Below are 22,816 nucleotides of genomic sequence, written 5' to 3'. Positions count from 1 at the left end.
GGCCGTACAGCAGGCCCGGCCACCGTCCTTCCGGGCCGTCTCGGCCCTCTCCGGCGCGGGCCCGCGGCGTACCGCGCCCGGCGCGGCCCACTCCGCGCGTCGCCGGGCCCGTTGCTTGGCGGCCTCGGAGGATTCCAGTTGCCAGGGCACGGAGGTCACCATCACCCCAGGGGTGAAGAGCAGCCGCCCCTTGAGCCGCAGCGCGCTCTGGTTGTGCAGTAGTTGCTCGTACCAGTGGCCGACGACGTACTCCGGGATGTACACGCTCACCACGTCTCGTGGGCTCTCCCGGCGCAGCCGCTTCACGTAGTCGATGGCCGGTCGGGTTACCTCGCGGTAGGGCGACTCGAGGATGGTCAGGGGCACGTCGATGCCGTGCTCCTCCCATTCCGCGCGCAGCCTCAGGGTCTCCTCGGGGTCCACGCTGACCGTGAGCGCCTCCAGCGTGTCGGAGCGCATGAGTCGTGCGTACGCGAGGGCCCGCAGCGTCGGCTTGTGAATCCTCGAGACCAGGACGATGGAGTGCACGCGGGAGGGACGCGAGACCTTCTCGCCCGGTTCCGGTTCCAGCTCCGCGGCCACCTCGTCGTAGTGTCGGCGGATGGCCGTCATCACTCCGTAGAAGACCGCCATCGCGACGAGTGAAACCCACGCTCCGTGCGAGAACTTGGTGATCAGCACCACGACCAGCACGACCCCCGTGAGCGTTGCGCCGACGGCGTTGATCGCGCGGGACCGGAGCATCCGTCGGCGGGCGGCGCCGCTGATCCCCGTACGCAGTCGCTGGTTCCAGTGCCGCACCATGCCGGTCTGGCTCAGCGTGAACGCCATGAAGACGCCGACGATGTAGAGCTGGATCAGCCGGGTCGAGTCCGCCTCGTAACTGACCACCAGCACGGCGGCCATGCCCGCGAGGAGCACGATGCCGTTGGAGAAGGCGAGCCGGTCACCACGGGTGTGCAACTGCCGGGGCAGGTAGCGGTCCTGGGCGAGGATAGACCCGAGCAGCGGGAAGCCGTTGTACGCCGTGTTGGCGGCGAGGAAGAGGACCAGCGCGGTCGCGGCGGACAGGAAGACGAACGCCACCGAGCCCTCACCGAACACCGCGGCCGCCACCTGGGAGATGACCGGGTGCTGTACGTAGTCCGCGCCGGCCGGATCGCCGTTGATGAGGATGTCGGTGGCCGGCCGCTCGGCCATCTTCACCTGGGTCGCGATCGCCAGCACGATGATCCCGCAGAACATCGTGATCGCGATGAGTCCCATCAGGGACAGCGTGTTCGCGGCGTTCCGGGACTTCGGCTCGCGGAAGGCGGGTACGCCGTTGCTGATCGCTTGGACGCCGGTGAGAGCGGCACAACCGGAGGAGAAGGCGCGCAGCAGCAGGAAGGCGAGGGCGAACCCGGTGAGGCCGCCGGCGTGTTCGGTGTCGATCTCGTAGTCCGCCGTCGGGGCCCGCAGTTCCTCGCCGAGCAGCACGAACCGTACGCCGCCCCAGAGGAGCAGGGCCAGTACACCGAGGACGAAACAGTAGGTCGGTACGGCGAAGAGCCTCCCGGACTCCTTGACCCCGCGCAGGTTCATCAGGGTCAGCAGCACGATGATGGCCACCGCGGTGAGTGTCTTGTGCTCTACGACGAAGGGGATGGCGGAGCCCAGGTTCTCCACGCCGGAGGAGATGGAAACCGCGACCGTCAGGACGTAGTCGACCAGCAGCGCGCTGCCGACGGTCAGACCGGCACGGGGCCCAAGGTTCGTCGTGGCCACCTCGTAGTCGCCGCCGCCCGAGGGGTAGGCGCGCACGTTCTGCCGGTAGGAGAGCACGACGGTGAACATCAGTATCATCACCGCGACCGCGATCCACGGGCTGAGGTGATAGGCGGAGGCACCGGCGAGGGAGAGGACGAGCAGCACCTCGCCGGGCGCGTACGCCACCGAGGACAGCGGGTCGGAGGCGAAGACGGGCAACGCGACACGCTTCGGCAGCAGTGTCTCGCCCAGCTTGTCGCTGCGCAGCGCGCGGCCCAGAAGAATGCGTTTTGACGCATCGGTCAGCTTGGACACGGGAGCAGATCGTAGGGGATTGTCCCCAGGGGACCGCGTACGGGCCGTGGCCGTGCCCGTGTGCGCACCGTGCCTCCCGGATGGGCGAGAATGCGGTCATGCAGCAGTCTTCCGGACGCCGTACTCCGCACCACCTCGGCGCATGAGCCTGTACCGCGATGACGGCGTCGTCCTGCGTACCCAGAAGCTGGGTGAGGCGGACCGCATCATCACCCTGCTCACCCGCGAGCACGGACGGGTGCGCGCGGTCGCCCGCGGCGTGCGTCGGACCAAGTCGAAGTTCGGAGCGCGGTTGGAGCCGTTCTCCCATGTCGACGTGCAGTTCTTCGCGCGCGGCAGTGAGTTGATCGGCCGCGGGTTGCCGTTGTGCACTCAGACCGAGACGATCGCCGCATACGGCAACGGCATCGTCAGCGACTACGACCGTTACACCGCGGGCACGGCCATGCTGGAGACGGCGGAACGGTTCACCGACCAGGAGGGAGAGCCGGCCGTACAGCAGTACCTGCTGCTCGTCGGTGGCCTGCGGACCCTCTCCCGCGGGGAGCACCTGCCCTCGTTGGTGCTCGACGCCTTCCTGCTGCGTTCGTTGGCGGTGGCGGGGTACGCGCCCAGCTTCGCCGCCTGCGCGAAGTGCGGGCTGCCCGGGCCGCACCGGCACTTCGCGGTGGCCAACGGAGGCACCGTGTGCGGCGACTGCCGGGTGCCCGGCAGCGTCGTCCCGTCCCCCGAGGCACTGCGGCTGCTGGGTGCGCTGTTGACGGGCGACTGGGAGACGGCGGACGCCGCGGAGGGCAGACACGTACGCGAGGGCAGCGGGCTGGTCTCGGCGTATCTGTACTGGCACCTGGAGCGGGGGCTGCGCTCGTTGCGCTACGTCCGGGGGTGACCCGTGCGGGTCCCGCGTGCGGGCTGTGCGGGAGGGCGGCCTGCGCCCGGTGCGCGGCGTGGTCTCGGCTAGGCTCCGGGAGTCCGCAGGTCCCCCGTACCACCTGGAGCTGAGATCCACATGGCCCGTCGCGGAATGCTGTCCCGGCAGCCTCGCTCGACCGCCGATCACGCCGCCCCCGACCCGCATCCCTCAGGGGCGCGGCCACCGCGTATCCCGGCCGAGCTGGTCCCGGACCACGTGGCCGTCGTGATGGACGGCAACGGCCGATGGGCCAAGGAGCGCGGACTCCCGCGCACCGAGGGGCACAAGGTGGGGGAGGGCGTGGTGATGGACGTGCTGCGGGGCTGTCTGGAGATGGGCGTGCGGAACCTCTCCCTCTACGCCTTCTCCACGGAGAACTGGAAGCGCTCCCCGGAGGAGGTGAAGTTCCTGATGAACTTCAACCGGGACGTCATCCGCCGGCGCCGGGACGAGATGGACGCGCTGGGCATCCGTATCCGCTGGGTGGGCCGGATGCCGAAGCTGTGGAAGTCGGTCGTCAAGGAGTTGCAGGTCGCCGAGCAGCAGACCGCCGACAACGACGCGATGACCCTCTACTTCTGCGTCAACTACGGCGGCCGGGCGGAGATCGCGGACGCCGCGAAGGCCATCGCCGAGGACGTCGCGGCGGGCCGGCTGGACCCGGCCAAGGTCAACGAGAAGACCTTCGCGAAGTACATGTACTTCCCGGACATGCCCGACGTGGACCTCTTCCTGCGGCCCTCCGGCGAGCAACGCACCTCGAACTACCTGATCTGGCAGACCGCGTACGCCGAGATGGCCTTCCAGGACGTGCTGTGGCCGGACTTCGACCGGCGCAACCTTTGGGCGGCCTGTCTGGAGTACGCCAAGCGGGACCGGCGTTTCGGTGGTGCGGCGCCGGTCGCCTCGGACACCCCGGAGGGGTGAGCGTCCCCGGGCGGAACGGCGTGGGCGGTCGGTCCGCCAACCGGCTGGCCTCGCCGTGGGCCAGCCCGGCTCAGCGGCCGCACCCGGCGTGACTACCCCGCGGCGCACTCCGCGCAGGTGCCGAAGATCTCGACGGTGTGACCGACGTCCACGAAGCCGTGCTCGGTCGCGACGGCGTCCGCCCACTTCTCCACGGCGGGACCCTCCACCTCGACCGCCTTGCCGCAGTGCCGGCACACGAGGTGGTGGTGGTGATCGTCGCTCTGGCAGCGCCGGTAGACGGCCTCGCCCTCGTCCGTACGCAGCACGTCCACCTCGCCGGCGTCGGCGAGGGACTGCAGGGTGCGGTAGACGGTGGTCAGGCCGACCGAGTCGCCGCGGTGCCGGAGCATGTCGTGCAGTTCCTGCGCGCTGCGGAACTCCTCCACCTCCGCCAGTGCCGCCGCGACGGCGGTGCGCTGTCGGGTTGACCTTCCACGAACCGCGGGTCCTGCGGTATCCACCGTTTCCTCCTCCACGTGCACAGCTGACCAGGTTGGCTCGCCATTGTGCCAGGCGTACGTCCCGCGTAGGCGGCCACGGACGGGACGACTCGGAGACAGTCGTCCCGCGCGCCTCACGTCCGCGCCCGGGTGCGGCGCTCCTCCTCGCTGCCTTCGCGTGGTTCCGGCTCGGCGCGCTTGGCGCGGCCCCGGGCCAACGGCACGGCCAGCGCCGTCATCAGCACGAACACCGCGATGGCCAGCAGCACGATGCTGGCACCGGCCGGCACGTCCGCGTGGTACGAGGTGACGGTGCCGGACAGGGTCACCAGCACCCCGAGGCCCATGGCCAGCCCGAGGGTCGTCGCGAAGCCACGGGTGACCTGCTGCGCGGCGGCCACCGGGATCACCATCAGCGCGCTCACCAGCAGCAGCCCGACCACCCGCATGGACACGGTGACGGTCACTGCCGCGGTCACCGCCAGTAGCAGGTTCAACAGGCGTACGGGCAGGCCGGTCACCCGGGCGAACTCCTCGTCCTGGCAGACCGCGAACAACTGTCGGCGAAGCCCCAGGGTGATCAGCAGCACGAGCACGGACAAGCTGACGACGGTGACGATGTCGGACTCGGAGACCGTGGTCACCGAACCGAAGAGGAAGGTGACCAGGTTCGCCGTGGACCCGCCCTCGGACAGGTTGACGAGCATGACGCCGCCCGCCATGCCGCCGTAGAAGAGCAGCGCCAGCGCGAGGTCCCCGCGGGTCTTGCCGTACCAGCGGATCAGCTCCATCCCGATGGACCCCAGCGTGGCGACCAGGACGGCGCTCCACACCGGGCTCTGGTTCAGCAGGAAGCCGAGCGCGACGCCGGTGAGCGCGACGTGACCGATGCCGTCGCCCATGATCGCCTGGCGGCGCTGGACGAGGTAGACGCCGACCGTCGGCGCCGCGACGCCGACCATCAGGGCGGCCAGCAGGGCCCGTTGCATGAACTCGTAGCTCAGCATCTCACTCATGGCAGCAGCCCCGTCTCGATCCTTGCGCTGGCCTCCGGGTGCCCGGAGTCCTGCGGGTGGCAGGCGACGTCGTGCAACCGCTCGGGGTGGTCGACGCGTTGGACACGGCCACGCTCGAGCACCACCGCCCGGTCGATCAGCGGTGCCAGGGGACCCAGCTCGTGCAGGACCAGGAGTACGGAGGCACCGTCCGCGGTCTGCTTCCGCAGCGCCTCCGCCAGCACGCGCTGGCTGTTGATGTCCACCCCGGCCAACGGCTCGTCCATGATCAACAGTTCGGGTTCGGCGGCGAGCGCGCGGGCGATCAGCACCCGCTGGTGCTGGCCTCCGGAGAGCGCGTTCACGGACTGCCCGGCCAGCTCGTCCATGCCGATCAGCCGGAGTGCGCGGTGCACGGCCTCCTTGTCCGCGCGCCCGAGCGGGCGCAGCCTCGTACGCGCCAGGCGACCCGCGGACACCACTTCTCGCACGGTCGCCGGCACGCCGGCGGCGGCCGTGGAGCGCTGTGGCACGTATCCGACGCGTCGCCACTGTCGGAAACGGCGGAGTGGCGTGCCGAACAGGCGCAGTTCACCCTCGGTGAGCGGGACCTGGCCGACCACGGCGCGCACGGTCGTCGACTTGCCGGAGCCGTTCGCGCCGAGCAACGCGACGACCTCGCCCGGCTCGACGGTCAGGTCGACTCCGCGGAGCACGGAGTGGCCGCCGAGCGAGGCGGTGCCGCCGCGTAGGGATATGACGGGTTCCGGTGGGCTCAAGACGGGGTCTCTCCTTCGGCGACGGAATGGTGGGGCGGTGGCGCGGGTTGGTGCGACGCGGCGCGGCCCGCTGAGGGACCTGCCGTGGGGGCTTGGCTGTGGGGGTGAGTGGGGGTGACGGACGTGACCGGGCGTGGTCGGGCTCAGCCGGCGCCGAGTGCGGAGCGCAGCGCGGTGAGGTTCGCGCGCATGACCGAGAAGTAGTCCTGCTTCTCCGGGTCCCGCACGCTCTCCAGCGGGTTCAGGTTGTCCGTCTTCAGGCCGAGGTCGTCGGCCAGCGTCCGGGCACTCCGGTCGCTCGAGTTGCTCGCCGAGAAGATGGTGCTGACCTTGTCCTCCTTCGCGATCTGGTGCAGTTCCTTGAGGTGCGCGCCGCTGGCCGAGCCGGACTCCGGGTCGACGCCCGCGATGGACTCCTCGTGCAGGCCGTAGCGCTCGGTGAGGTAACCGAAGGCGGCGTGGGTCGTGATGATGGTGTCGGACTCGCGTCCGTCCAGGCCGGCGCGGAAGTCCGCGTCGAGCGCCTTCAGCTTGGTCACCAGGGTCTTGGTGTTCCGCTGGTAGGTCTTCTTGTGCTTGGGGTCGGCCTTGGCCAGCTGCTTGCCCACACCCTTGGCGATCTCGGCGTACCGCGTCGGGTCCAGCCAGACATGCGGGTCCTTGCCGCCCTCGGCGCTGTGGTCGTGGCCCTCGTCGCCGCCGCCGTCGTGACCTTCCGCGGATTCCTCGCCGTGGTCGCCACCGTGGTCGTGCTCGCCGTGGCTGTCTCCGCCGTGCTCGTGCTCGCCGTGGTCGTCGCCGCCGTGTGTCTCCAGCGTGGTGTACGAGCTGACCTCGGCGACCCGCTGCACGTCCGCCTGCTCGACCGCCTGGTCCACGGCGGGCTGCAACCCCCGGAGGTAGACCACGAGGTCGGCGTCGCTGAGCTGCCCGACCTGTTTCGGGGAGAGTTCCAGGTTGTGCGGATCGGCGCCGGGCTCGGTCAGCTGCGTGACGGAGACGTGCTCGCCGCCGATCTCCTTGGCCAGGAACTCCATCGGGTAGAACGACGCGGCCACGTCCACCTTGCGGTCGTCCGCGGTGGAGTCTCCGCCGCAGGCGCTGAGGACCAGCGCACCGGCCGTGAGGGTGCTGGCTGCCGCGGAGGCGCGTATGAGGCGTCGTCTTCTGTTCATGACAGTCATTTTCAAGTGAGATGGAAACGATTGTCAATTGTGTGTTCGAGCCGGACCCCTGCGACCCGTGCCGGAACCGATTTGGTCTCAGACCCCGCACCGCCGGTAATCTGAGGTATTCCGTCGTCGTTGATGAAGAGAGCACCGTGGCCGCCGACAAGATCGACACCATCGTCAGCCTGAGCAAGCGCCGTGGCTTCGTGTACCCGTGCAGTGAGATCTACGGCGGCCAGCGTGCCGCCTGGGACTACGGTCCGCTGGGCGTCGAACTCAAGGAGAACATCAAGCGCCAGTGGTGGCGCTCCATGGTCACCTCCCGCGACGACGTGGTCGGAATCGACTCGTCGGTGATCCTCGCCCCCGAGGTGTGGCAGGCGTCCGGGCACGTGTCGACCTTCACCGACCCGCTCACCGAGTGCACCTCGTGCCACAAGCGTTTCCGCGCGGACCACCTGGAGGAGGCGTACGAGGCCAAGCACGGCCGGCTGCCGGCCGCCGGGCTGGCCGACATCAACTGCCCGCACTGCGGCAACAAGGGCAGCTTCACCGAGCCCAAGCAGTTCTCCGGCCTGCTGTCCACCCAGCTCGGCCCGACACAGGACTCCGGCTCGGTCACGTACCTCCGTCCGGAGACCGCGCAGGGCATCTTCACCAACTTCGCCGCGGTGCAGCAGACCTCGCGCAAGAAGCCGCCGTTCGGTATCGCGCAGACGGGCAAGTCCTTCCGGAACGAGATCACCCCGGGCAACTTCATCTTCCGTACCCGCGAGTTCGAGCAGATGGAGATGGAGTTCTTCGTCAAGCCGGGCGAGGACGAGCAGTGGCACGAGTACTGGATGCAGCAGCGCTGGGACTGGTATCGCGACCTCGGCATCCAAGAGGCCAACATCCGCTGGTACGAACACCCGGCGGAGAAGCTCTCGCACTACTCCAAGCGCACCGCCGACATCGAGTACCGCTTCAACTTCGGGGGGTCGGAGTTCTCCGAGCTCGAAGGCGTCGCGAACCGCACGGACTTCGACCTCACCGCGCACTCCCAGGCATCCGGCCAGGACCTGTCGTACTTCGACCAGGAGGCCGGGGAGCGCTGGATTCCGTACGTCATCGAGCCGGCGGCGGGCGTCAACCGCGCGATGCTGGCGTTCATGCTGGACGCCTACGTCGAGGACGAGGCCCCGAACGCCAAGGGCAAGCTGGAGAAGCGCACCGTGATGCGGCTGGACCCGCGGCTCGCCCCGGTCAAGGTGGCGGTGCTGCCGCTGTCCCGGAACGAGCGGCTGTCTCCCAAGGCGCGTGGCCTCTCCGAGACGCTGCGCAAGCACTGGAACATCGACTTCGACGACGCGGGCGCCATCGGCCGCCGCTACCGTCGGCAGGACGAGATCGGCACGCCCTACTGCGTCACGGTGGACTTCGACACCCTGGATGACAACGCGGTAACCGTGCGCGAGCGGGACACCATGAAGCAGGAGCGGGTGTCGCTGGACCAGATCGAGGGTTACCTCGGCAGTCGGCTGCTCGGCTGCTGAAGCGGCCCGCACCTCCCGTCGGCTCCCGGCCCGGCGCGCGTCACGCGCGGTTGGGCCGGGAGCCGAAGTCCGTCACGGCGAACCTTCGTGCGCCGCTTCCCGGGCGTTCCCCGGTGGCGTTCCGCGTGAGGCCGCGCGGGAACCCGTGACAGGAGTGGAGCGTTCCCCCGGTGTCCATCCGACAGGAGGTTCGATGTCCGGTTTGCCGCGCCCCACATCCTTCGGTGCCGAGCCCGTCGGGGAGCGCCGGGAGAGGATTCTGCGCTCGCCGCACTTCGACCGTACGACCGGCGAGTTCCGTAACCCGGTGGCGGCCAGGACGGTCCCGGCCCCCGAGACCTCGCGACTGCGGATGGCGCGGGAGCTGCTGAGCCGGGCGGGCCGCCGTCCGGCTCCGGGGGCGATACCGGTGAGCCGGCCGGAGTTGACCACCAGCCCGGTGTCCGGCCTCCGACTGACCTGGCTGGGGCACTCAAGCGTGCTGGCCGAGATCGACGGTCGGCGGGTGCTCTTCGACCCGGTGTGGGGCGAGCGGTGCTCGCCGTTCCCCTTCGTGGGGCCACGGCGCTTCCACCCGGCACCGCTGTCGCTGGACCAGTTGGACCAACTCGGCCCGCTCGACGCGGTGGTGATCTCGCATGACCACTACGACCACCTGGACCTCCCCAGCGTCCGTGCCCTCGCCCGTCGCGAGGTGACGTTCGCGGTCCCACTGGGCGTGGGCGCACACCTGGAGCGCTGGGGGGTAGCGCAGGACGCGGTGCGGGAGCTGGACTGGCACGAGTCGGCGCGGATCGCCGGTTTGGAGCTGACGGCCGCTCCGGCGCGGCACTTCTGCGGCCGTGGGCTGCGCAACCGACAGCGTACGCTCTGGGCCTCCTGGGTCGTGGCGGGGCCGGAGCACCGGATCTTCCACAGCGGGGACACCGGATACTTCCCGGGCTTCGCCGACACGGGCGCGGCGTACGGTCCGTTCGACGCGACGATGATCCAGGTCGGGGCGTACAGCGTCTACTGGCCGGACATCCACATGACCCCGGAAGAGGGCGTCCAGACCCATCTGGATCTGTCCGGGGGCGCGTTGTTGCCGATCCACTGGGGCACCTTCAACCTTGCGCCCCATCCCTGGCGGGAGCCTGCGGACCGGATGGTGACGGCGGCGGAGGCCGCGCGCGTACGGCTGGCCGTGCCGGCGCCCGGGGAGCCGTTCGAGCCGGCGGGCAGGCTGCCCGTCACGCCATGGTGGCGGGAGGCCGCCTCGCCGGCGGCGGAACGCAGCGAGCACGGCGGCCCGACGCGGGGTTCCATTCAAACGTCGGCGGACGGGTTCGTTGTCGAGCAGCCGGCGCGCCGGTCGGCCGCGCCGGACGCTCCGGGCCAGTGCCACTAGCCACGCGGGCGCCGGCACCGTGAGCGGCACGTGGTGGCCGGGGCGGGCCGACGGCCCCTGAAACGCGCACTGTTCGGGGCGTGCGAACCCTTGACGCCTCATGTCCCCCGGTCATAAGTTTCCGCGACGTCCTTAACGAAATCGATTTCAACCCGTCCGTCCTGCCGTGTACATCGGCCGCCGTGCGGGACGCGCCGCAGGAGGCCCCGCGTGATGGCGTTCAGATCCGGCTCCATCCGTCGGGACGGACGCACCACGTGGTCTGTCCTAGTCGCTTGCCTCGCGCTGCTGCTCCCCACGCTGGTCGTGACGCAGGCACACGCCGCCGCCCGGAAGGACGGCCGTACGGCGCGCGGGTCGTTGGACATCGACACCGTCTCCACCCGCGCGGACTTCGTTAGCGGCGGTGAGGTCCTCGTACGCGTCAGCGTCCCCCGAGGTACGCGCCCGGGCGAGGTCACCGTCACGCGTAACGGCGACGAGGTGACCGAGGCGTTCCGACCGGGGCCGAGCGGCCACCTCACGGGCCTGGTGGGCGACCTGCGGCAGGGCGGCAACCGGATCACGGCACGCACGGACACGGACCGCGCCCGCCTCCGGGTCCGCAACCACCCGGGCACCGGGCCGGTGGTCAGCGGGCCGCACGAGACGCCGTACCAGTGCGCCACGAACGATTTCGAGCTGGTCGACGGATCGACGCTCGGCCCGCCGTTGGACGCGAACTGCTCGACCAGAACCCGGGTGGACTATGCCTACCGGGCCACCGACGGCTCCGTACGACCGCTGCCGGACGAGGACGCGCGGCCCGCCGACCTGGCGCACACCACCACCTCCACCGGTGCTGAGGTGCCGTTCCTGATCCGGATCGAGACGGGCACCGCCAACCGTGCGGTCTACCAGGTCTCGATGCTGCACGACCCCGCAGATCCGGCGCCTGATCGTGCCACCCGCAGCCCGGGGTGGAACGGGCGGCTGATGTACACCTTCGGCGGCGGTTGCCGTGCCGGCTGGTACACCCAGGGTGCGCACACCGGCGGCGTGCTGGACCCGGAGATGCTCGGCCGTGGCTACGCGGTGGCCTCGTCCTCATTGAACGTCTTCGGCAACAACTGCAACGACCTGCTGGCGGCCGAGAGCACCATGATGGTCAAGGAGCACTTCGTCGAGCGGTACGGCGCTCCGAAGTTCACCATCGGCTGGGGCTGTTCCGGCGGCGCCTACCAGGGCCACCAGATAGCCGACAACTACCCGGACTGTTGGACGGCATCGTGGTGGGCTGCAGCTTCCCCGACGTCACCTCGGCCACGAACCTCACCCTCCTGGACTCCCGGCTGTTGCGGCACTACTTCAGCGGGCACGGAGCCGCGAGGTTCACGCCGGAACAGCAGCGCGCCGTCTCCGGCTTCCGGGTGCGCGAGAGCATCCCCAACCTCAGCGACGGGGCGAAACGGCTCGATCCGGACGCCGAGTTTCCCGACTCGCTTCCCGTGGCGTCCCGGTACGACCCCGAGACCAACCCGGACGGGGCGCGCGGCACCGTCTACGACCACACCGTCAATGTCTACGGCAAGGATCCCGAAACGGGTTTCGCGCGTCGTCCCCTGGACAACACCGGTGTGCAGTACGGCCTCGCGGCGTTGAACAGGGGTGTCATCAGCAAGAGTCAGTTCCTGGACCTGAACGCCCGAATCGGCGGCCTCGACCGGGACGCCGAGCACACCACGGAGCGGGCCCGCGCCGACCCGGCGGCAGCGAAAGCAGCGCACCGCACGGGCCGGATCCTCTCCGGTGGCGGAGGTCTGTCGAGCACACCGATCATCGACTACCGCGCGTACACCGACGACGCGGAGAACGGTGACATCCACATGGCGGTGCACGGGTTCAGCACCAGGGCCCGGCTGATCGAGAAGAACGGTCACGCCAGGAATCACGTGATGCTCCAGGAGGACGACCGGTACGGCGGGTTCAGCCTGAAGAGCCCGGTGCTGCGGTCCGCGCTCAGTCAGATGGACGCTTGGCTCACCTCGCTCGCCGAGGACGGTTCGGACCGTCCGCGGGCCCGGAAGGTGGTGGCCAACAAGCCGGACACGCTCACCGACGCCTGCTGGACTCGGGGCGAGAACCCCCGGAAGATCACCCAGCGGATCACCTACGACAACCAGGGCGAGTGCGGCGAGCTGTACCCGGCCTACCCCACACCCCGGTTGGTGGCCGGCGCGCCGGTGACGGACAACATCGTGACCTGTCGGCGCAAGCCGGTGACTGCGAGAGACTACGCTGTCGAGTTCAGCGTCGATCAACTGCGCCGGCTTCGGGACATCTTCCCGGGCGGCGTGTGTGACTGGGACCGTGCGGGTCGCTGGCAACGACCCCTGGACGGCACCTGGCAGTCGCTTCCCGAGTGTGCCGTGCCAGCCGATACGGCGTACGGGCCCGGGCCGGCACACCGGGGAGGCGTGACGGGGGCGACGGACCGGCGGCGTGCGGACCCGCCCGCGGGACGCTAACCCCGGCAACGGACTCCGTGTCCCCGGCGGCAGACCCCCCGTCGCCGGGGACACGGTGCTGAACCTGTAGACATGACCTGAGCGCGGCACCGGACCCTTCCGACCCGGTGCGCGCGTGCCCTCGTACGGCGTGCTTCGCGGACCGAATGCAGGAGAGACCTCGCGTGACAACCGAGCAGCAGGAACCGTCCGGGCGGGCGTCCGACGCGAGTGACGGTAAGCACGCTCTGCGTGCCGACTGCCGTAACTGCTTCGGGCTGTGCTGTGTCGCGCTGCCGTTCACCGCCTCGGCGGACTTCGCGGTGGACAAGGCGGCCGGCACCCCCTGCCACAACCTTCAGCGTGACTTCGGCTGCGGCATCCACTCCCGGCTGCGGGAGAGCGGCTACCCAGGCTGCACCACGTACGACTGCTTCGGCGCGGGCCAACGCGTCTCCCAGCACACCTACGCGGGCCGGGACTGGCGGCAGGAGCCGGACACGGCGCGTCAGATGTTCGAGGTCTTCGCTCGTCAGCGGCAGTTGCACGAGCTGCTGTGGTATCTCGCCGACGCCCTCGACCGCCCGGCGGCCGGCGCCGTACACCCGGAGCTGCGTGCGGCGCGGGACCGGATCGACTCCCTCACCCTTGCCCCGGCCGAACGGCTCGCGGACGTCGACCCGGCCGAACACCGCGCTCAGGTCAACCCGTTGCTGCTGCGCACCAGTGAGCTGGTACGTGCCCAGGTACCCGGCCGGAAGCGGCGGCGCAGGGGCGCGGACCTGGCGGGCGCGCGGTTGCGCGGCGCCGGCCTGCGCGGGGCGGACCTGCGGGGCGCGTACCTCATCGCGGCCGACCTCCGCGCCGCCGATCTGCGTACCGCTGACCTGCTCGGGGCCGACTTCCGGAACGCGGACCTGGCCGGCGCCGACCTGACCGACAGCCTCTTCCTCACCCAGGCCCAGGTGAACGCCGCTCGCGGCGACGCCGACACCAGACTGCCCGAGGCACTGGCCCGGCCCGGGCACTGGTAGCCGCGCCGCCCGCCGCCAGTCCGGCCCGCTGCCGGGCGCCGGCCCGGTCACGCTGATCACCACGTCCTGGTTGAGCAGTACGCGGTGCCTCAGCCGTGCCGCGCGGCCGGCACGCGGTCCGTCAGCCGGCGGCGCGGGGCAGCCGCAGGCTCAGCAGGGTGATCAGCCCCACCGAGGCCAACTGCGCCGCCAGCGCGAGGGCCAGCGCGTCCCGTATGCCGGCGGTCGGGACGAGCGCCAGGAACAGGGCGCCGATCAGCGCCATCCCCACGGCGACGCAGGACTGTTGGCTGGTGGCCATCACGCCACTGCCCACTCCGCCCTGTGCGCTCGGCACGTCCGCCAGGATGATCCGGATGGCCACCGGCATGATGAGGCCCTGCCCGAAGCCCGCGACGGCCAGACCGGGGGCGAGTTGCGGCAGGCTCAGCCCGTCCCAGGCGCCCAGCACCGTGAGGGCGAGCGCCCCCAGCCCGATCATCTGGGTGAGGCCGCCCGCGCTGACGACCCGGGTGCCGTGGCGTTCGTACAGCCGCGGGCCGGCCAGGGAGGCGAGGAAGAACGTCACCGCATACGGCGTCAGCGCCACGCCGGCCTTGATTGGCCCGTAGTCCAGGCCCTGTTGGAAGGCGATGGCCAGGACGAACATGAAGCCGCCGAACCCGCCGACGGTGAGCCCCAACACGGGCAGTCCGCGCCGCATGCCTGGCAGGCGCAGCATTCCGGGTGGGACGAGGGGCGTGTGGCCCGCCCGGCTCGCGCGGCGTTCCACCCGCGCGAACGCGGCGACGAGCGGCGGGAAGGCGAGCCAGGACCACAGCGGCCACCCGGCCGCCCGCCCCTCGGTCAGTGGCAGCAGCAACGCGGTCAGCGCGGTGGCCAGCAGTACGGTGCCCGGCACGTCCACCGGCGAGGGGCTCTCGGAGCGCGTTTCCGGCACGGACCGCCACACCAGGACGAGCACGAGGAGCACCGCCGGCACGTTCACCAGGAAGACCGCCCGCCAGCCCGTCCCCGCGAGGTCGGCGGCGAGCAGCAGGCCGCCCAGGATCTGGCCGGTGATCATGGCCAACCCGGAGGTGGCACCGTACAGACCCATCGCGCGGGCCCGGCGTCGGCCGGACGTGGCTCCCTGGATGGTGGCGAGTGCTTGGGGAAGCATCAGTGCGGAGGCCGCGCCCTGGGCCACCCGTGCCGTGATCAGCGACCAGGCGTCCGGCGCCAGCCCGCACGCGAGCGAGGTGACACCGAAGGCGAGGAGTCCGGCGCGGAGCAGCCGGCGGCGCCCGAACATGTCGCCGAGCCGGCCGCCCAGCACCAGCAGTGCGGCGTAGGCCACGCCGTACCCGGCCACCACGAGTTCCAGCAGCGCGGGATCGGCGTGCAGATCACGGCCGATGTCGGCGAGCGCGACGTTGACGATGAAGAAGTCGACCAGCGGCAGCGCGGCGCCGAACAACACGGTGAACAGCCCGAGCGGGCCGAGTCCCGGCACTGCCTCGGGGCTGTCGGGAGTCGGGTCCCGTGGCGGGGCGGCAGAGTGGTCCGGGAGTCGGGCGGGGTTCTGGACTGTCGTGGAATCGCTCACGGAACCGAGACTGCGGTGCCGCGCAGAGGGGTACCAGAGTGTCCTTGTCCTGGTATCAGCACTACCTGGCAAGCGGCTGCGGATGCCGGCATCCTGGGCTCATGAGCCTGACCGCGGAAGACACCACCGGCGTCGACGGTCGCGGCACGACGGACGGCGGTGGGACGCGCCGCCGTGAACTCGCGGCGTTCCTGCGCAGCCGTCGCGAGCGCATAGCCCCCGAGCAGGTCGGACTGCCACGGGGCCGTCGGCGGCGTACGCCCGGACTGCGTCGGGAGGAGGTCGCGCAGCTCTCGGCGGTCGGGGTGACCTGGTACACCTGGCTGGAACAGGCCCGCGCGATCCAGGTGTCGGCGCAGGTACTGGACGCGCTCGCACAGGCGTTGATGCTCGACTCCAGCGAGCGGGCGCATCTCTTCGCCCTCGCGGGAGCCACCGACCCGACGCCGGGCACGGAGTGCAGCAGGGTGGTAACCGACTCGTTGTGGTGGACGCTGCGCCAGCTCGAGCCGTATCCGGCCTGCGTGCAGAACGCCCGGTACGACATCCTCGCCCACAACCGGACGTACGGACGGCTGTTCTGCGATCTCGACGCGCTACCGGCGGCGGATCGCAACTGCCTGTGGCTGACCTTCACGCACCCGCAGTGGCGCGCGACCCTCGTCGACCTTGACGAGGCCCGGCGCCTGATGACCGCGAACCTGCGGGCGGCCATGGCCGAGCACATCGCGGAACCGGCGTGGAAGTCCCTGGTGCGGCGACTGCGGCAGGCGTCACCGGAGTTCCGGGAGATCTGGGACCGGCACGAGGTCGTCCAGCCGGCCACGAAGGTCAAGCGCTTCCACCATCCCGGCGTGGGGCTGATGCACTTCACCCCCACCGAGTTGTGGCTGGGCCCGAACGCCGGTCCACGGCTGGCGGTCTACGTCCCCGACGACGCGGAGACCCAGGAGCGGGTGGAGGAGTTGTAGGCGCTGGTCGTGGCGGATTGGCAGAGACGGCGGCGGGGCCCCGCGAGAAGTGGTCCCGCTCGTGCGGAAGTCCCGGACGCGGGTGAGCGGGCGGGGCTGGTGGCGCACGACATCGCGTGTATATCCTTTGATTCTGATTCGCTTACGCAGTGTGATCATGGGGGAAGTGGTTTGGCATCCGGGGTCGGGGACATGGAATTGGCGCAGGCCGTACAGGTGCTGCGGGACGAGCTGACCAGTGCCGCCGCGCAAGGGGCCGGCAGCGATATGGCCTTCCACGTGGGGCCGATCGAGATGGAGTTCGCCGTCGAACTGCGCAAGGATGCCCATGCGCGCGGCGGGATCAGGGCGATCGTCCTCTCGGCGGAGACCGAGGGCGCGGTGGGCCGGACGCGTACTCATCGAGTCTCCCTCACCCTTGAGCCCCGGCGGTCGGCGACCGGTGATCCGCTGCTGATCGCGGCGGACGACGAGGGTGACGCCACCGGTCTGGCCGGGGCGGGCGCGCTGTGACGAGCGGCCAGGGGGCCGGGCCCGAACACGAAAGGGTCGCCGCCGTCCTCAGTGGTCGTGGTGGTAGCGGTTACCTCCTCACCAGCCGGCTGGTCCTCACCGCCGCGCATGTCGTGAGCGGCGAGCTGGCGCCGCAGGCGGTGGCCGTGCGCGGCGGCGGCAACCAGCGCTGCGCGATCGTGTGGATGCGGCAGGACGACGAGTGTGACGCCGCTCTGCTGCTCGCCGAGCGGGACCTCGTCCACCCACGGGCGGTGGCCAGCCTGGGTCCGGTGCGCTGGGGCAGGCTTGCCGATGGGCGTCCCCTCGCGGACTGCCAGGTTATGGGTTTTCCCCAGGCCGCCCGGCAGGACAACCGCTTGGACACCGAGCACATCGAGTGTGCGCTGCGTCCGGGATCGGGGCTGGTGCGCGGTCGATACGTACTGGACATTCAGGATGTGTCCCCCGAATTGGCGCACGACGGCTCTCCGTGGGAGGGCATGTCGGGCGCCGCGCTCTTCGCGTACGGGTATCTGCTCGGGATCGTCACCAAGGCACCTCGGAACTGGCGTCACCAGCGGCTTGAGGCCGTCAAGAGCAGGACACTGCTCGATGACCCGGGGTTCGTGTCCGCTCTCGCCCGGCACGGCGACGGCGTCCCCGTCGCGGACGAGCTGTCGGCCGACACCCGGCAGCGCACTCCGCTCGCCTTGGCGGGCACCCTGCACTTCACCCCGCGCGACCTCGCCGCCACCATACGGGCCCACTGGGCCGAGGCCCGCTCCCGGTTTCTTGATGTCATGGGCACGACTGCCGCTCCCGCCGAGGGCTGGCGTACCCTGCTCGCCTGGCTGCGCCAGTTCGACGACCCCACCACCGACGACATCGAGGGCCGTCTGGAACTGATCGACCGCCGCCTGACCAGTCCCGAACTCACCCCCGACCTCAAGTTGTTGCACCTGCTGCGCTGGCTCGAGCCCGAGGGGACACCGGTCTGGCGCGGTGCTCACGTCACCGTCGCGTCGCTGTCCGAGGCATGCCGCAACGGCCGCTTCGAGGACGCCACCGTGCCCGTCGCGGACCTCGACCTCTACCGCGAGCTCTGCGAGGGAGGACTGCTGGACGCGCTGGCCGGCTTCACCCAGCTGCGCGAACTGGACGGCGTCCAACAGAACTGGGATGACGTCTGGTCACACTGGCGGCGGTTGGTGGCGCGAGCCCCCGCCATGCCTCAGGAATACCTCGACTGGGCGGAGAACAACGCGCGCGGACTCCTGCTCGCCGCCCTGCTACCCGGACCCGACGCCAGGGACTGGCTGCACACGGCCCGCAACCACGTCACACCGCCCGCCGAGGGCGCCGTCGAGTGGTACGACTGGCTGCGCGCGCGGGAGCCCGGTCCGGACACCCCGATCGGGATCCTCCTGCGTACCGACTTCGCGGTGATCGCCGATGGCCACGCACGCGAGCAGAACCGGCAGGCCGCCCGCGTCTGGGAGGATCAGCGCTTGCGGGAGGCTGCGGACTCCGCCGCGGCCCACCGCGACCAACAGTGGGCCGAGTACGAGTCCACGCGACTGTCGGCCGCCTCCCGGCTGGCCGCGGTCGGCCGTATGACGCTCTGGTTCGCGCCCTGGATCGCGGCCACCCTGTGTGTCCCGTGGCTCCTGTGGGGCTGGACACATGCTGGCTACGCCGAGACGATCACCTGGCAGTTGGCGATGCTGACCGCGACGGTCCTGGCGGCCCGAGTGCCGGCCGTGCTGCGGCTCGGTGGTGCGTATCGCCCGCCGTTGCGCGGCCTCCGCGAAATCTTGAGACCGCACCGGGAAGACGCGTTGACCCGTGAGCCGTTCACCAGGATGACGAGGTTACTGCTCGTCCCTGGATACTCGGTGCTGATGGGGTTCTTCCTGGATGACGGCGGCACCGTCGTGGCGACCTTCGTCTTCCTCTGGACTCCGTGGCCGTTGTACTGGTTCGCCCGCGTAGGGGGCGTCCATGACTGGGACCACGAGCACCGCCGAAGGCGACAGGACTACGAGTCCCGGAGGCCTCCGGAGCCTGGACAAGTCCCCCGGCACATCTCCCGCGGCGTCCGGTCGGAATCACCGCGGGAGCGCGCCGACGCCTACCAGGCCATGCTCCGGCAGTTCTCCGGCCTCTCCGGCGAGCGAGGGCCCGGTGGTCCCGCGCACCGTGACGGGGCCGAACCTCCCGACGATCGTGGACGGAAGTGAGCCGCGCGAGGACCTGACGAGGTTCGCCGGGCGCCGGTCATCGCGCGTGTTCCGGAGGGCACGGCTCCGGGCCACGAGGGTCGCGACTTCGCGCTGGTCGGGGCGTATGGTGGCGCCGTCCTCGTGCGGGGTTCCGGGGCCCCGAGCACGGCAGCACCCGGTCTCGGTGATCAGGGACAATGGGCGTGCCACTCCGGTACGTACGGAGGCGGTCGCCCCAGGACGACACGACGCGCCGAGGACCCTCGCCCCATGCCCCAGCAGCTCCAGATCGGACCGCACACCGTCCAGCCCCCCGTGGTGCTGGCGCCGATGGCCGGGATCACGAACGCGCCGTTCCGCACCCTGTGCAGGGAGTTCTCCGGCGGTGCGGGACTGTTCGTCAGCGAGATGATCACCACCCGGGCGCTCGTCGAGCGGCACGAGAAGACCATGCGTCTGATCCACTTCGACACTGCGGAGAAGCCGCGCTCCATCCAGTTGTACGGCGTGGACCCGGCGACCGTCGGCGCGGCCGTACGCATGATCGCGGACGAGGACCTGGCCGATCACATCGACCTCAACTTCGGCTGCCCGGTGCCCAAGGTGACCCGCAAGGGCGGCGGTTCCGCGCTGCCGTACAAGCGGCCCCTGCTGCGCGGCATCCTGCGGGAGGCGGTGCGCGGCGCCGGTGCGCTGCCGGTGACGATGAAGATGCGGAAGGGCATCGATGACGCCCATCTGACCTACCTGGACGCCGGTCGGATCGCCGTCGAGGAGGGCGTGACGGCGATCGCGCTGCACGGCCGTACGGCGGCGCAGCACTATGGCGGGACGGCGGACTGGGAGGCGATCGCGCGGTTGCGGGAGGCGGTGCCCGAGATCCCGGTGCTGGGCAACGGCGACATCTGGTCCGCGGACGACGCCCTGCGGATGGTCCGGGCTACCGGCGTCGACGGCGTCGTGGTGGGGCGTGGCTGTCTGGGGCGGCCCTGGCTGTTCGGTGACCTGGTGAGCGCCTTCCGGGGCGACGCGGAGGCGACAGGCGAAGTGGCGTACGCCCGACCCAAGTTGGGGGCCGTTGCCGAGACCATGCTGCGGCACGCCCGGCTGCTGGGGGAGTGGCTGGGGGACGAGGCGCGCGGTGTTATCGACTTCCGCAAGCACGTCGCGTGGTACACCAAGGGTTTCTCGGTGGGCTCGGACCTGCGGCGGAAGCTGGCGGTGGCCTCCTCGCTGGCGGAACTCAGCGCGCTGCTCGACCAGTTGGACCCGAGCCAGCCCTGGCCGGCGGGCGCGGACGGTCCGCGGGGGCGCACGGCCGGCCGGAACCGCGTGGTGCTGCCGGACGGTTGGCTCGCGGACCCGTACGACCACACGGGTGTCTCGGCGGAGGCCGAACTGGACACCTCGGGCGGCTGACCGCCGGCTGGCCCGCCGCTCGGGCTTCCCCCGCCCCGGACTTCCCCAGGGCGCCAGTCGGCGACCGCCGACCCGCGGCGGTTGTCAGGCCGACCCGCCGTCCTCAAGGCGGAAGCCGACCTTGAGACCCACCTGGTAGTGCTCGATCCGCCCCTCCTCGATCTGTCCCCGCACCTCGGTGACCTCGAACCAGTCCAGGTTGCGGACGGTCTCGGAGGCGCGGCTTACGGCGTTGCGGATGGCGGCGTCCACCCCTTCGTGCGAGGTGCCGACGATCTCGGTGACCCGGTACGTGTGGTCCGACATGGTGTGACTCCGGTGCTGTGGGGACGGGTGCCACTCCACGGTGTCCCCTCGGCACCACCCCGGCGAGCGGGGTACGTCCGTACGGGGTCCCCGGCGCGCCGCACCCGCGCACCCGCGCGGGGGTACCGCCCGCGGCCAGTTCAGTCGCCCGCGCCGGCCGCCAGCGCCGTGCGGAGCCTNCGGCTCGGCGTGCTCGTCGCGCCCGTAGCCGGCCAGCACCTCGGGCAGCCGGTGGCCGTGCCGGGCGGCGGTGTCGACCAGCCCGCGGGCGAGCGTACGCACCTGGTCCCGCAGGCCGTAGCGGGCGAGGCCGAGCGCGATCACGGCGTTGTCGTGCGGCCACACGCTGCCCCGGTGGTACGACAGCGGGTGGTACGCCTCCTGCCCGGCGGCCAGGGTGCGGACGCCCCAGCCGGAGAAGAAGTCCGGCTCCAGCAGCCGCCGTCCGACCAACTGGCCCCGCTCCGGCTCCAGGATTCCGGACCACAGCAGGTGGCCGGCGTCCGAGGCGAGGACGTCACACACCTGCCCGGTCGAGTCCAGGGCGAGTACCGGGAAGTCCCGCCCGGCCAGCCAGAAGTCCCGCAGGAAGCGGGCGCGCAACTCGGTCGCCGCGGCGTCCAGCCGCTCCGCGTAGTCCGGGTCGGCCCAGACGGTACGGGCGATACGGGCGGTACGTCGCAACGCGTCGAAGGCGTACCCCTGGGCCTCGGCCACCGCGACCGTGCCCTGGGCCGGACGGCCTTCGGCGGTGCAGACGGCGCCGGGGGAGTCCTTCCAGTTCTGGTTGGCGAGTCCGCCCTCGTCCGCCGTGTACACCAACCAGCCGTGCTCGTCGAGGCCGCCTCCCTCGAACAGCCACCGCACCGCGTCCCGCGCGGGCCGCTCGAGTCGTCGGGCCAGCGCGTGGTCACCGGTGTGCTCCGTACGGGCGGCCAGCAGCACCAGGAAGAGGGGCGTGCTGTCCACCGAGCCGTAGTAGCGGCCGTAGGGCACCTGGCCGAAGTGGGCCAGTTCGCCGTGCCGCACCTCGTGCACGATCTTGCCGGTCTGGGCGACCCGTGCCGGGTCCGGCCCGCGGGCCTGGGTGGCCGCCAGCGCGAGCAGGGTGGCGTCGGCCAGGTCCGTGCGGTACGGCAGCGCGAACAGCGAGGTCAGCAGCGCGTCCCGGCCGAAGAGTGCCAGGAACCACGGGATGCCGGCGGCTGGGGGACGCGGTCGCTCGCCGTCCGGGCCCTCGGCCGTGATGCGCAGCGACTCCAGGTCCGCCATGCCCTGGGCGCAGGCCCGCTCCAGCGGGCCGCCCGGCCGCGGTGGGTCGTCGGGGCGGGACCTGCGGCTGTCTGCCGTGTCCTCCGGGGCGGCGTCCTCCGGGCCAGCCTCATCCACACCGGGTGGGAACGTCCGCACGCACAGCTCGAGTTGGGTCGTGCCGTGCCCCGGCACGGCGAGCGTCCACGTCAGCCGCCGGGCCGTGGTGCGGTCTTCGGCGTCGCCGGCAGCGGGTTCGGGTTCGGCGACGGTGTCCACGGCTACGGGGGCCGGATGCGCCGTGACGCTCGTACGCGCGTGCCAGTCGCCACGTCGGTAGTGGAACTCCACCCCGGTGTCCGTCCGCTGCGCGTGCCGCCCGGCACCCGGCTTGTGGAAGACCGTGTCACCCCGCAGCTCGAACTGGTCGGCGAAGTCGGCGTCCACGGTCAGCTCCAGCCGTACGGTCAGTGCCTCGGGACCGTTCGCCGCCAGTCGCAGTCGCTCGACCAACCCGCCCTCGTGCACCCGCTGTTCGCGGAAGACGGTGTAGGCCGGAGGTCGGTCGCGGCGCTCACCGGGCGTCAACACGGTGCTGCTGCGCACCCCGTTGGTACCAGGGACCAGCACCACCGGTTCCGTCCCGTCGAGGCTCAGCCGCCAACGGCTCAGGTGCCGGGCGTCCCGCCGGAACAGCCCGTCCGGCGACCGACCGCCCCGGCCCCGGATGTCGCCGCCGTCCAGCAGCAGGGCGAACGTGCCCCGGCGTACGAGCAGGTGTTCAGGCACG

General features: G+C 71.0%; 16 protein-coding genes and 2 pseudogenes. 10 read left to right on the top strand and 8 right to left on the bottom strand.

Translation table 11 applies throughout. The annotated features are described in order from the left end of the window. The coding region (locus tag AN216_RS14485) for an APC family permease (protein ID WP_070197079.1) at window positions 1-2,064 on the bottom strand (2,064 nt) is incomplete at its 3' end. 142 nt (window positions 2,065-2,206) lie between these two features. On the opposite strand from AN216_RS14485, the gene recO reads away from it, so the two are divergent. Next, the gene (gene recO, locus AN216_RS14480; protein ID WP_070197078.1) at window positions 2,207-2,953 is read left to right on the top strand and encodes a DNA repair protein RecO; all 747 of its coding nucleotides are present in this window, start codon (window positions 2,207-2,209) and stop codon (window positions 2,951-2,953) included. A gap of 120 nt (window positions 2,954-3,073) precedes the next feature. Then, on the top strand, window positions 3,074-3,904 hold the full coding sequence (locus AN216_RS14475; RefSeq protein ID WP_070197077.1) for an isoprenyl transferase: 831 nt from the start codon (window positions 3,074-3,076) through the stop codon (window positions 3,902-3,904). 92 nt (window positions 3,905-3,996) lie between these two features. On the opposite strand, the gene AN216_RS14470 is transcribed toward AN216_RS14475, so the two are convergent. From AN216_RS14470 to AN216_RS14455, 4 genes are all read right to left on the bottom strand, one after another. Beyond that, complete coding sequence (locus AN216_RS14470) at window positions 3,997-4,407, bottom strand: Fur family transcriptional regulator (RefSeq protein WP_070197299.1); 411 nt, start codon at window positions 4,405-4,407, stop codon at window positions 3,997-3,999. 113 nt (window positions 4,408-4,520) lie between these two features. Next, window positions 4,521-5,402: a metal ABC transporter permease gene (locus AN216_RS14465; RefSeq protein ID WP_070197076.1), complete on the bottom strand. Its 882-nt coding sequence runs from the start codon at window positions 5,400-5,402 to the stop codon at window positions 4,521-4,523. Next, complete coding sequence (locus AN216_RS14460) at window positions 5,399-6,160, bottom strand: metal ABC transporter ATP-binding protein (RefSeq protein ID WP_070197075.1); 762 nt, start codon at window positions 6,158-6,160, stop codon at window positions 5,399-5,401. Before AN216_RS14460 ends, AN216_RS14465 begins: the two co-directional genes overlap by 4 nt. 143 nt (window positions 6,161-6,303) lie before the next feature. Next, on the bottom strand, window positions 6,304-7,344 hold the full coding sequence (locus AN216_RS14455; protein WP_079166590.1) for a metal ABC transporter substrate-binding protein: 1,041 nt from the start codon (window positions 7,342-7,344) through the stop codon (window positions 6,304-6,306). Between the two features lie 137 nt (window positions 7,345-7,481). On the opposite strand from AN216_RS14455, the gene AN216_RS14450 reads away from it, so the two are divergent. The 4 genes and pseudogenes from AN216_RS14450 to AN216_RS30700 all read left to right on the top strand — a co-directional run bounded on the left by AN216_RS14450 (window position 7,482) and on the right by AN216_RS30700 (window position 13,774). Continuing rightward, the gene (locus AN216_RS14450) at window positions 7,482-8,864 is read left to right on the top strand and encodes a glycine--tRNA ligase (protein WP_070197073.1); all 1,383 of its coding nucleotides are present in this window, start codon (window positions 7,482-7,484) and stop codon (window positions 8,862-8,864) included. Between the two features lie 193 nt (window positions 8,865-9,057). After that, window positions 9,058-10,254 carry an MBL fold metallo-hydrolase gene (locus tag AN216_RS14445; protein WP_079166589.1) on the top strand — a complete coding sequence of 399 codons (1,197 nt, stop codon included), beginning with the start codon at window positions 9,058-9,060 and terminating at the stop codon, window positions 10,252-10,254. A gap of 213 nt (window positions 10,255-10,467) precedes the next feature. Continuing rightward, window positions 10,468-12,761: pseudogene (locus AN216_RS31070) on the top strand (DUF6351 family protein). A 146-nt stretch (window positions 12,762-12,907) separates the two neighbouring features. After that, the gene (locus tag AN216_RS30700; RefSeq protein ID WP_079166588.1) at window positions 12,908-13,774 is read left to right on the top strand and encodes a pentapeptide repeat-containing protein; all 867 of its coding nucleotides are present in this window, start codon (window positions 12,908-12,910) and stop codon (window positions 13,772-13,774) included. 121 nt (window positions 13,775-13,895) lie between these two features. Here AN216_RS30700 and AN216_RS14425 read toward each other — a convergent pair whose 3' ends face one another. Then, window positions 13,896-15,362, bottom strand: coding sequence for an MFS transporter (locus AN216_RS14425; protein ID WP_079166587.1), 1,467 nt, complete (start codon window positions 15,360-15,362; stop codon window positions 13,896-13,898). A gap of 101 nt (window positions 15,363-15,463) precedes the next feature. On the opposite strand from AN216_RS14425, the gene AN216_RS14420 reads away from it, so the two are divergent. From AN216_RS14420 to dusB, 4 genes are all read left to right on the top strand, one after another. After that, window positions 15,464-16,333: a helix-turn-helix transcriptional regulator gene (locus AN216_RS14420; RefSeq protein WP_079166586.1), complete on the top strand. Its 870-nt coding sequence runs from the start codon at window positions 15,464-15,466 to the stop codon at window positions 16,331-16,333. Between the two features lie 192 nt (window positions 16,334-16,525). Beyond that, on the top strand, window positions 16,526-16,846 hold the full coding sequence (locus AN216_RS14415) for a trypco2 family protein (RefSeq protein WP_070197069.1): 321 nt from the start codon (window positions 16,526-16,528) through the stop codon (window positions 16,844-16,846). Beyond that, window positions 16,843-19,068 (top strand): S1 family peptidase, encoded by a 2,226-nt coding sequence (locus AN216_RS14410; protein ID WP_070197068.1) that lies wholly within the window; start codon window positions 16,843-16,845, stop codon window positions 19,066-19,068. The genes AN216_RS14415 and AN216_RS14410 overlap by 4 nt, the downstream gene beginning before the upstream one ends. Window positions 19,069-19,320: 252 nt before the next feature. After that, the gene (gene dusB / locus AN216_RS14405; protein ID WP_070197067.1) at window positions 19,321-20,469 is read left to right on the top strand and encodes a tRNA dihydrouridine synthase DusB; all 1,149 of its coding nucleotides are present in this window, start codon (window positions 19,321-19,323) and stop codon (window positions 20,467-20,469) included. 84 nt (window positions 20,470-20,553) lie between these two features. Here dusB and AN216_RS29250 read toward each other — a convergent pair whose 3' ends face one another. Both AN216_RS29250 and AN216_RS14400 read right to left on the bottom strand, forming a co-directional pair. Further along, on the bottom strand, window positions 20,554-20,775 hold the full coding sequence (locus AN216_RS29250) for a dodecin (protein ID WP_170843134.1): 222 nt from the start codon (window positions 20,773-20,775) through the stop codon (window positions 20,554-20,556). Window positions 20,776-20,943: 168 nt separating this feature from the next. Then, window positions 20,944-22,815, bottom strand: a pseudogene (locus tag AN216_RS14400) (amylo-alpha-1,6-glucosidase); the annotation flags it as partial. Window position 22,816 lies beyond the last annotated feature (1 nt).

The sequence above is a fragment of the Streptomyces oceani genome (assembly GCF_001751245.1).
GTDB lineage: Bacteria > Actinomycetota > Actinomycetes > Streptomycetales > Streptomycetaceae > Streptomyces > Streptomyces oceani.
Note: the sequence above shows the minus strand (reverse complement) of the source record. Positions and strands in the feature narration are given on the sequence as shown.

Coding starts and splice junctions, on each gene's coding strand:
- recO (WP_070197078.1), top strand. CDS start 2,207: ATGAGCCTGTACCGCGATGACGGCGTCGTCCTGCGTACCCAGAAGCTG.
- AN216_RS14475 (WP_070197077.1), top strand. CDS start 3,074: ATGGCCCGTCGCGGAATGCTGTCCCGGCAGCCTCGCTCGACCGCCGAT.
- AN216_RS14465 (WP_070197076.1), bottom strand. CDS start 5,402: ATGAGTGAGATGCTGAGCTACGAGTTCATGCAACGGGCCCTGCTGGCC.
- AN216_RS14455 (WP_079166590.1), bottom strand. CDS start 7,344: ATGACTGTCATGAACAGAAGACGACGCCTCATACGCGCCTCCGCGGCA.
- AN216_RS14445 (WP_079166589.1), top strand. CDS start 9,058: ATGTCCGGTTTGCCGCGCCCCACATCCTTCGGTGCCGAGCCCGTCGGG.
- AN216_RS30700 (WP_079166588.1), top strand. CDS start 12,908: ATGCAGGAGAGACCTCGCGTGACAACCGAGCAGCAGGAACCGTCCGGG.
- AN216_RS14420 (WP_079166586.1), top strand. CDS start 15,464: ATGAGCCTGACCGCGGAAGACACCACCGGCGTCGACGGTCGCGGCACG.
- AN216_RS14415 (WP_070197069.1), top strand. CDS start 16,526: ATGGAATTGGCGCAGGCCGTACAGGTGCTGCGGGACGAGCTGACCAGT.
- dusB (WP_070197067.1), top strand. CDS start 19,321: ATGCCCCAGCAGCTCCAGATCGGACCGCACACCGTCCAGCCCCCCGTG.
- AN216_RS29250 (WP_170843134.1), bottom strand. CDS start 20,775: ATGTCGGACCACACGTACCGGGTCACCGAGATCGTCGGCACCTCGCAC.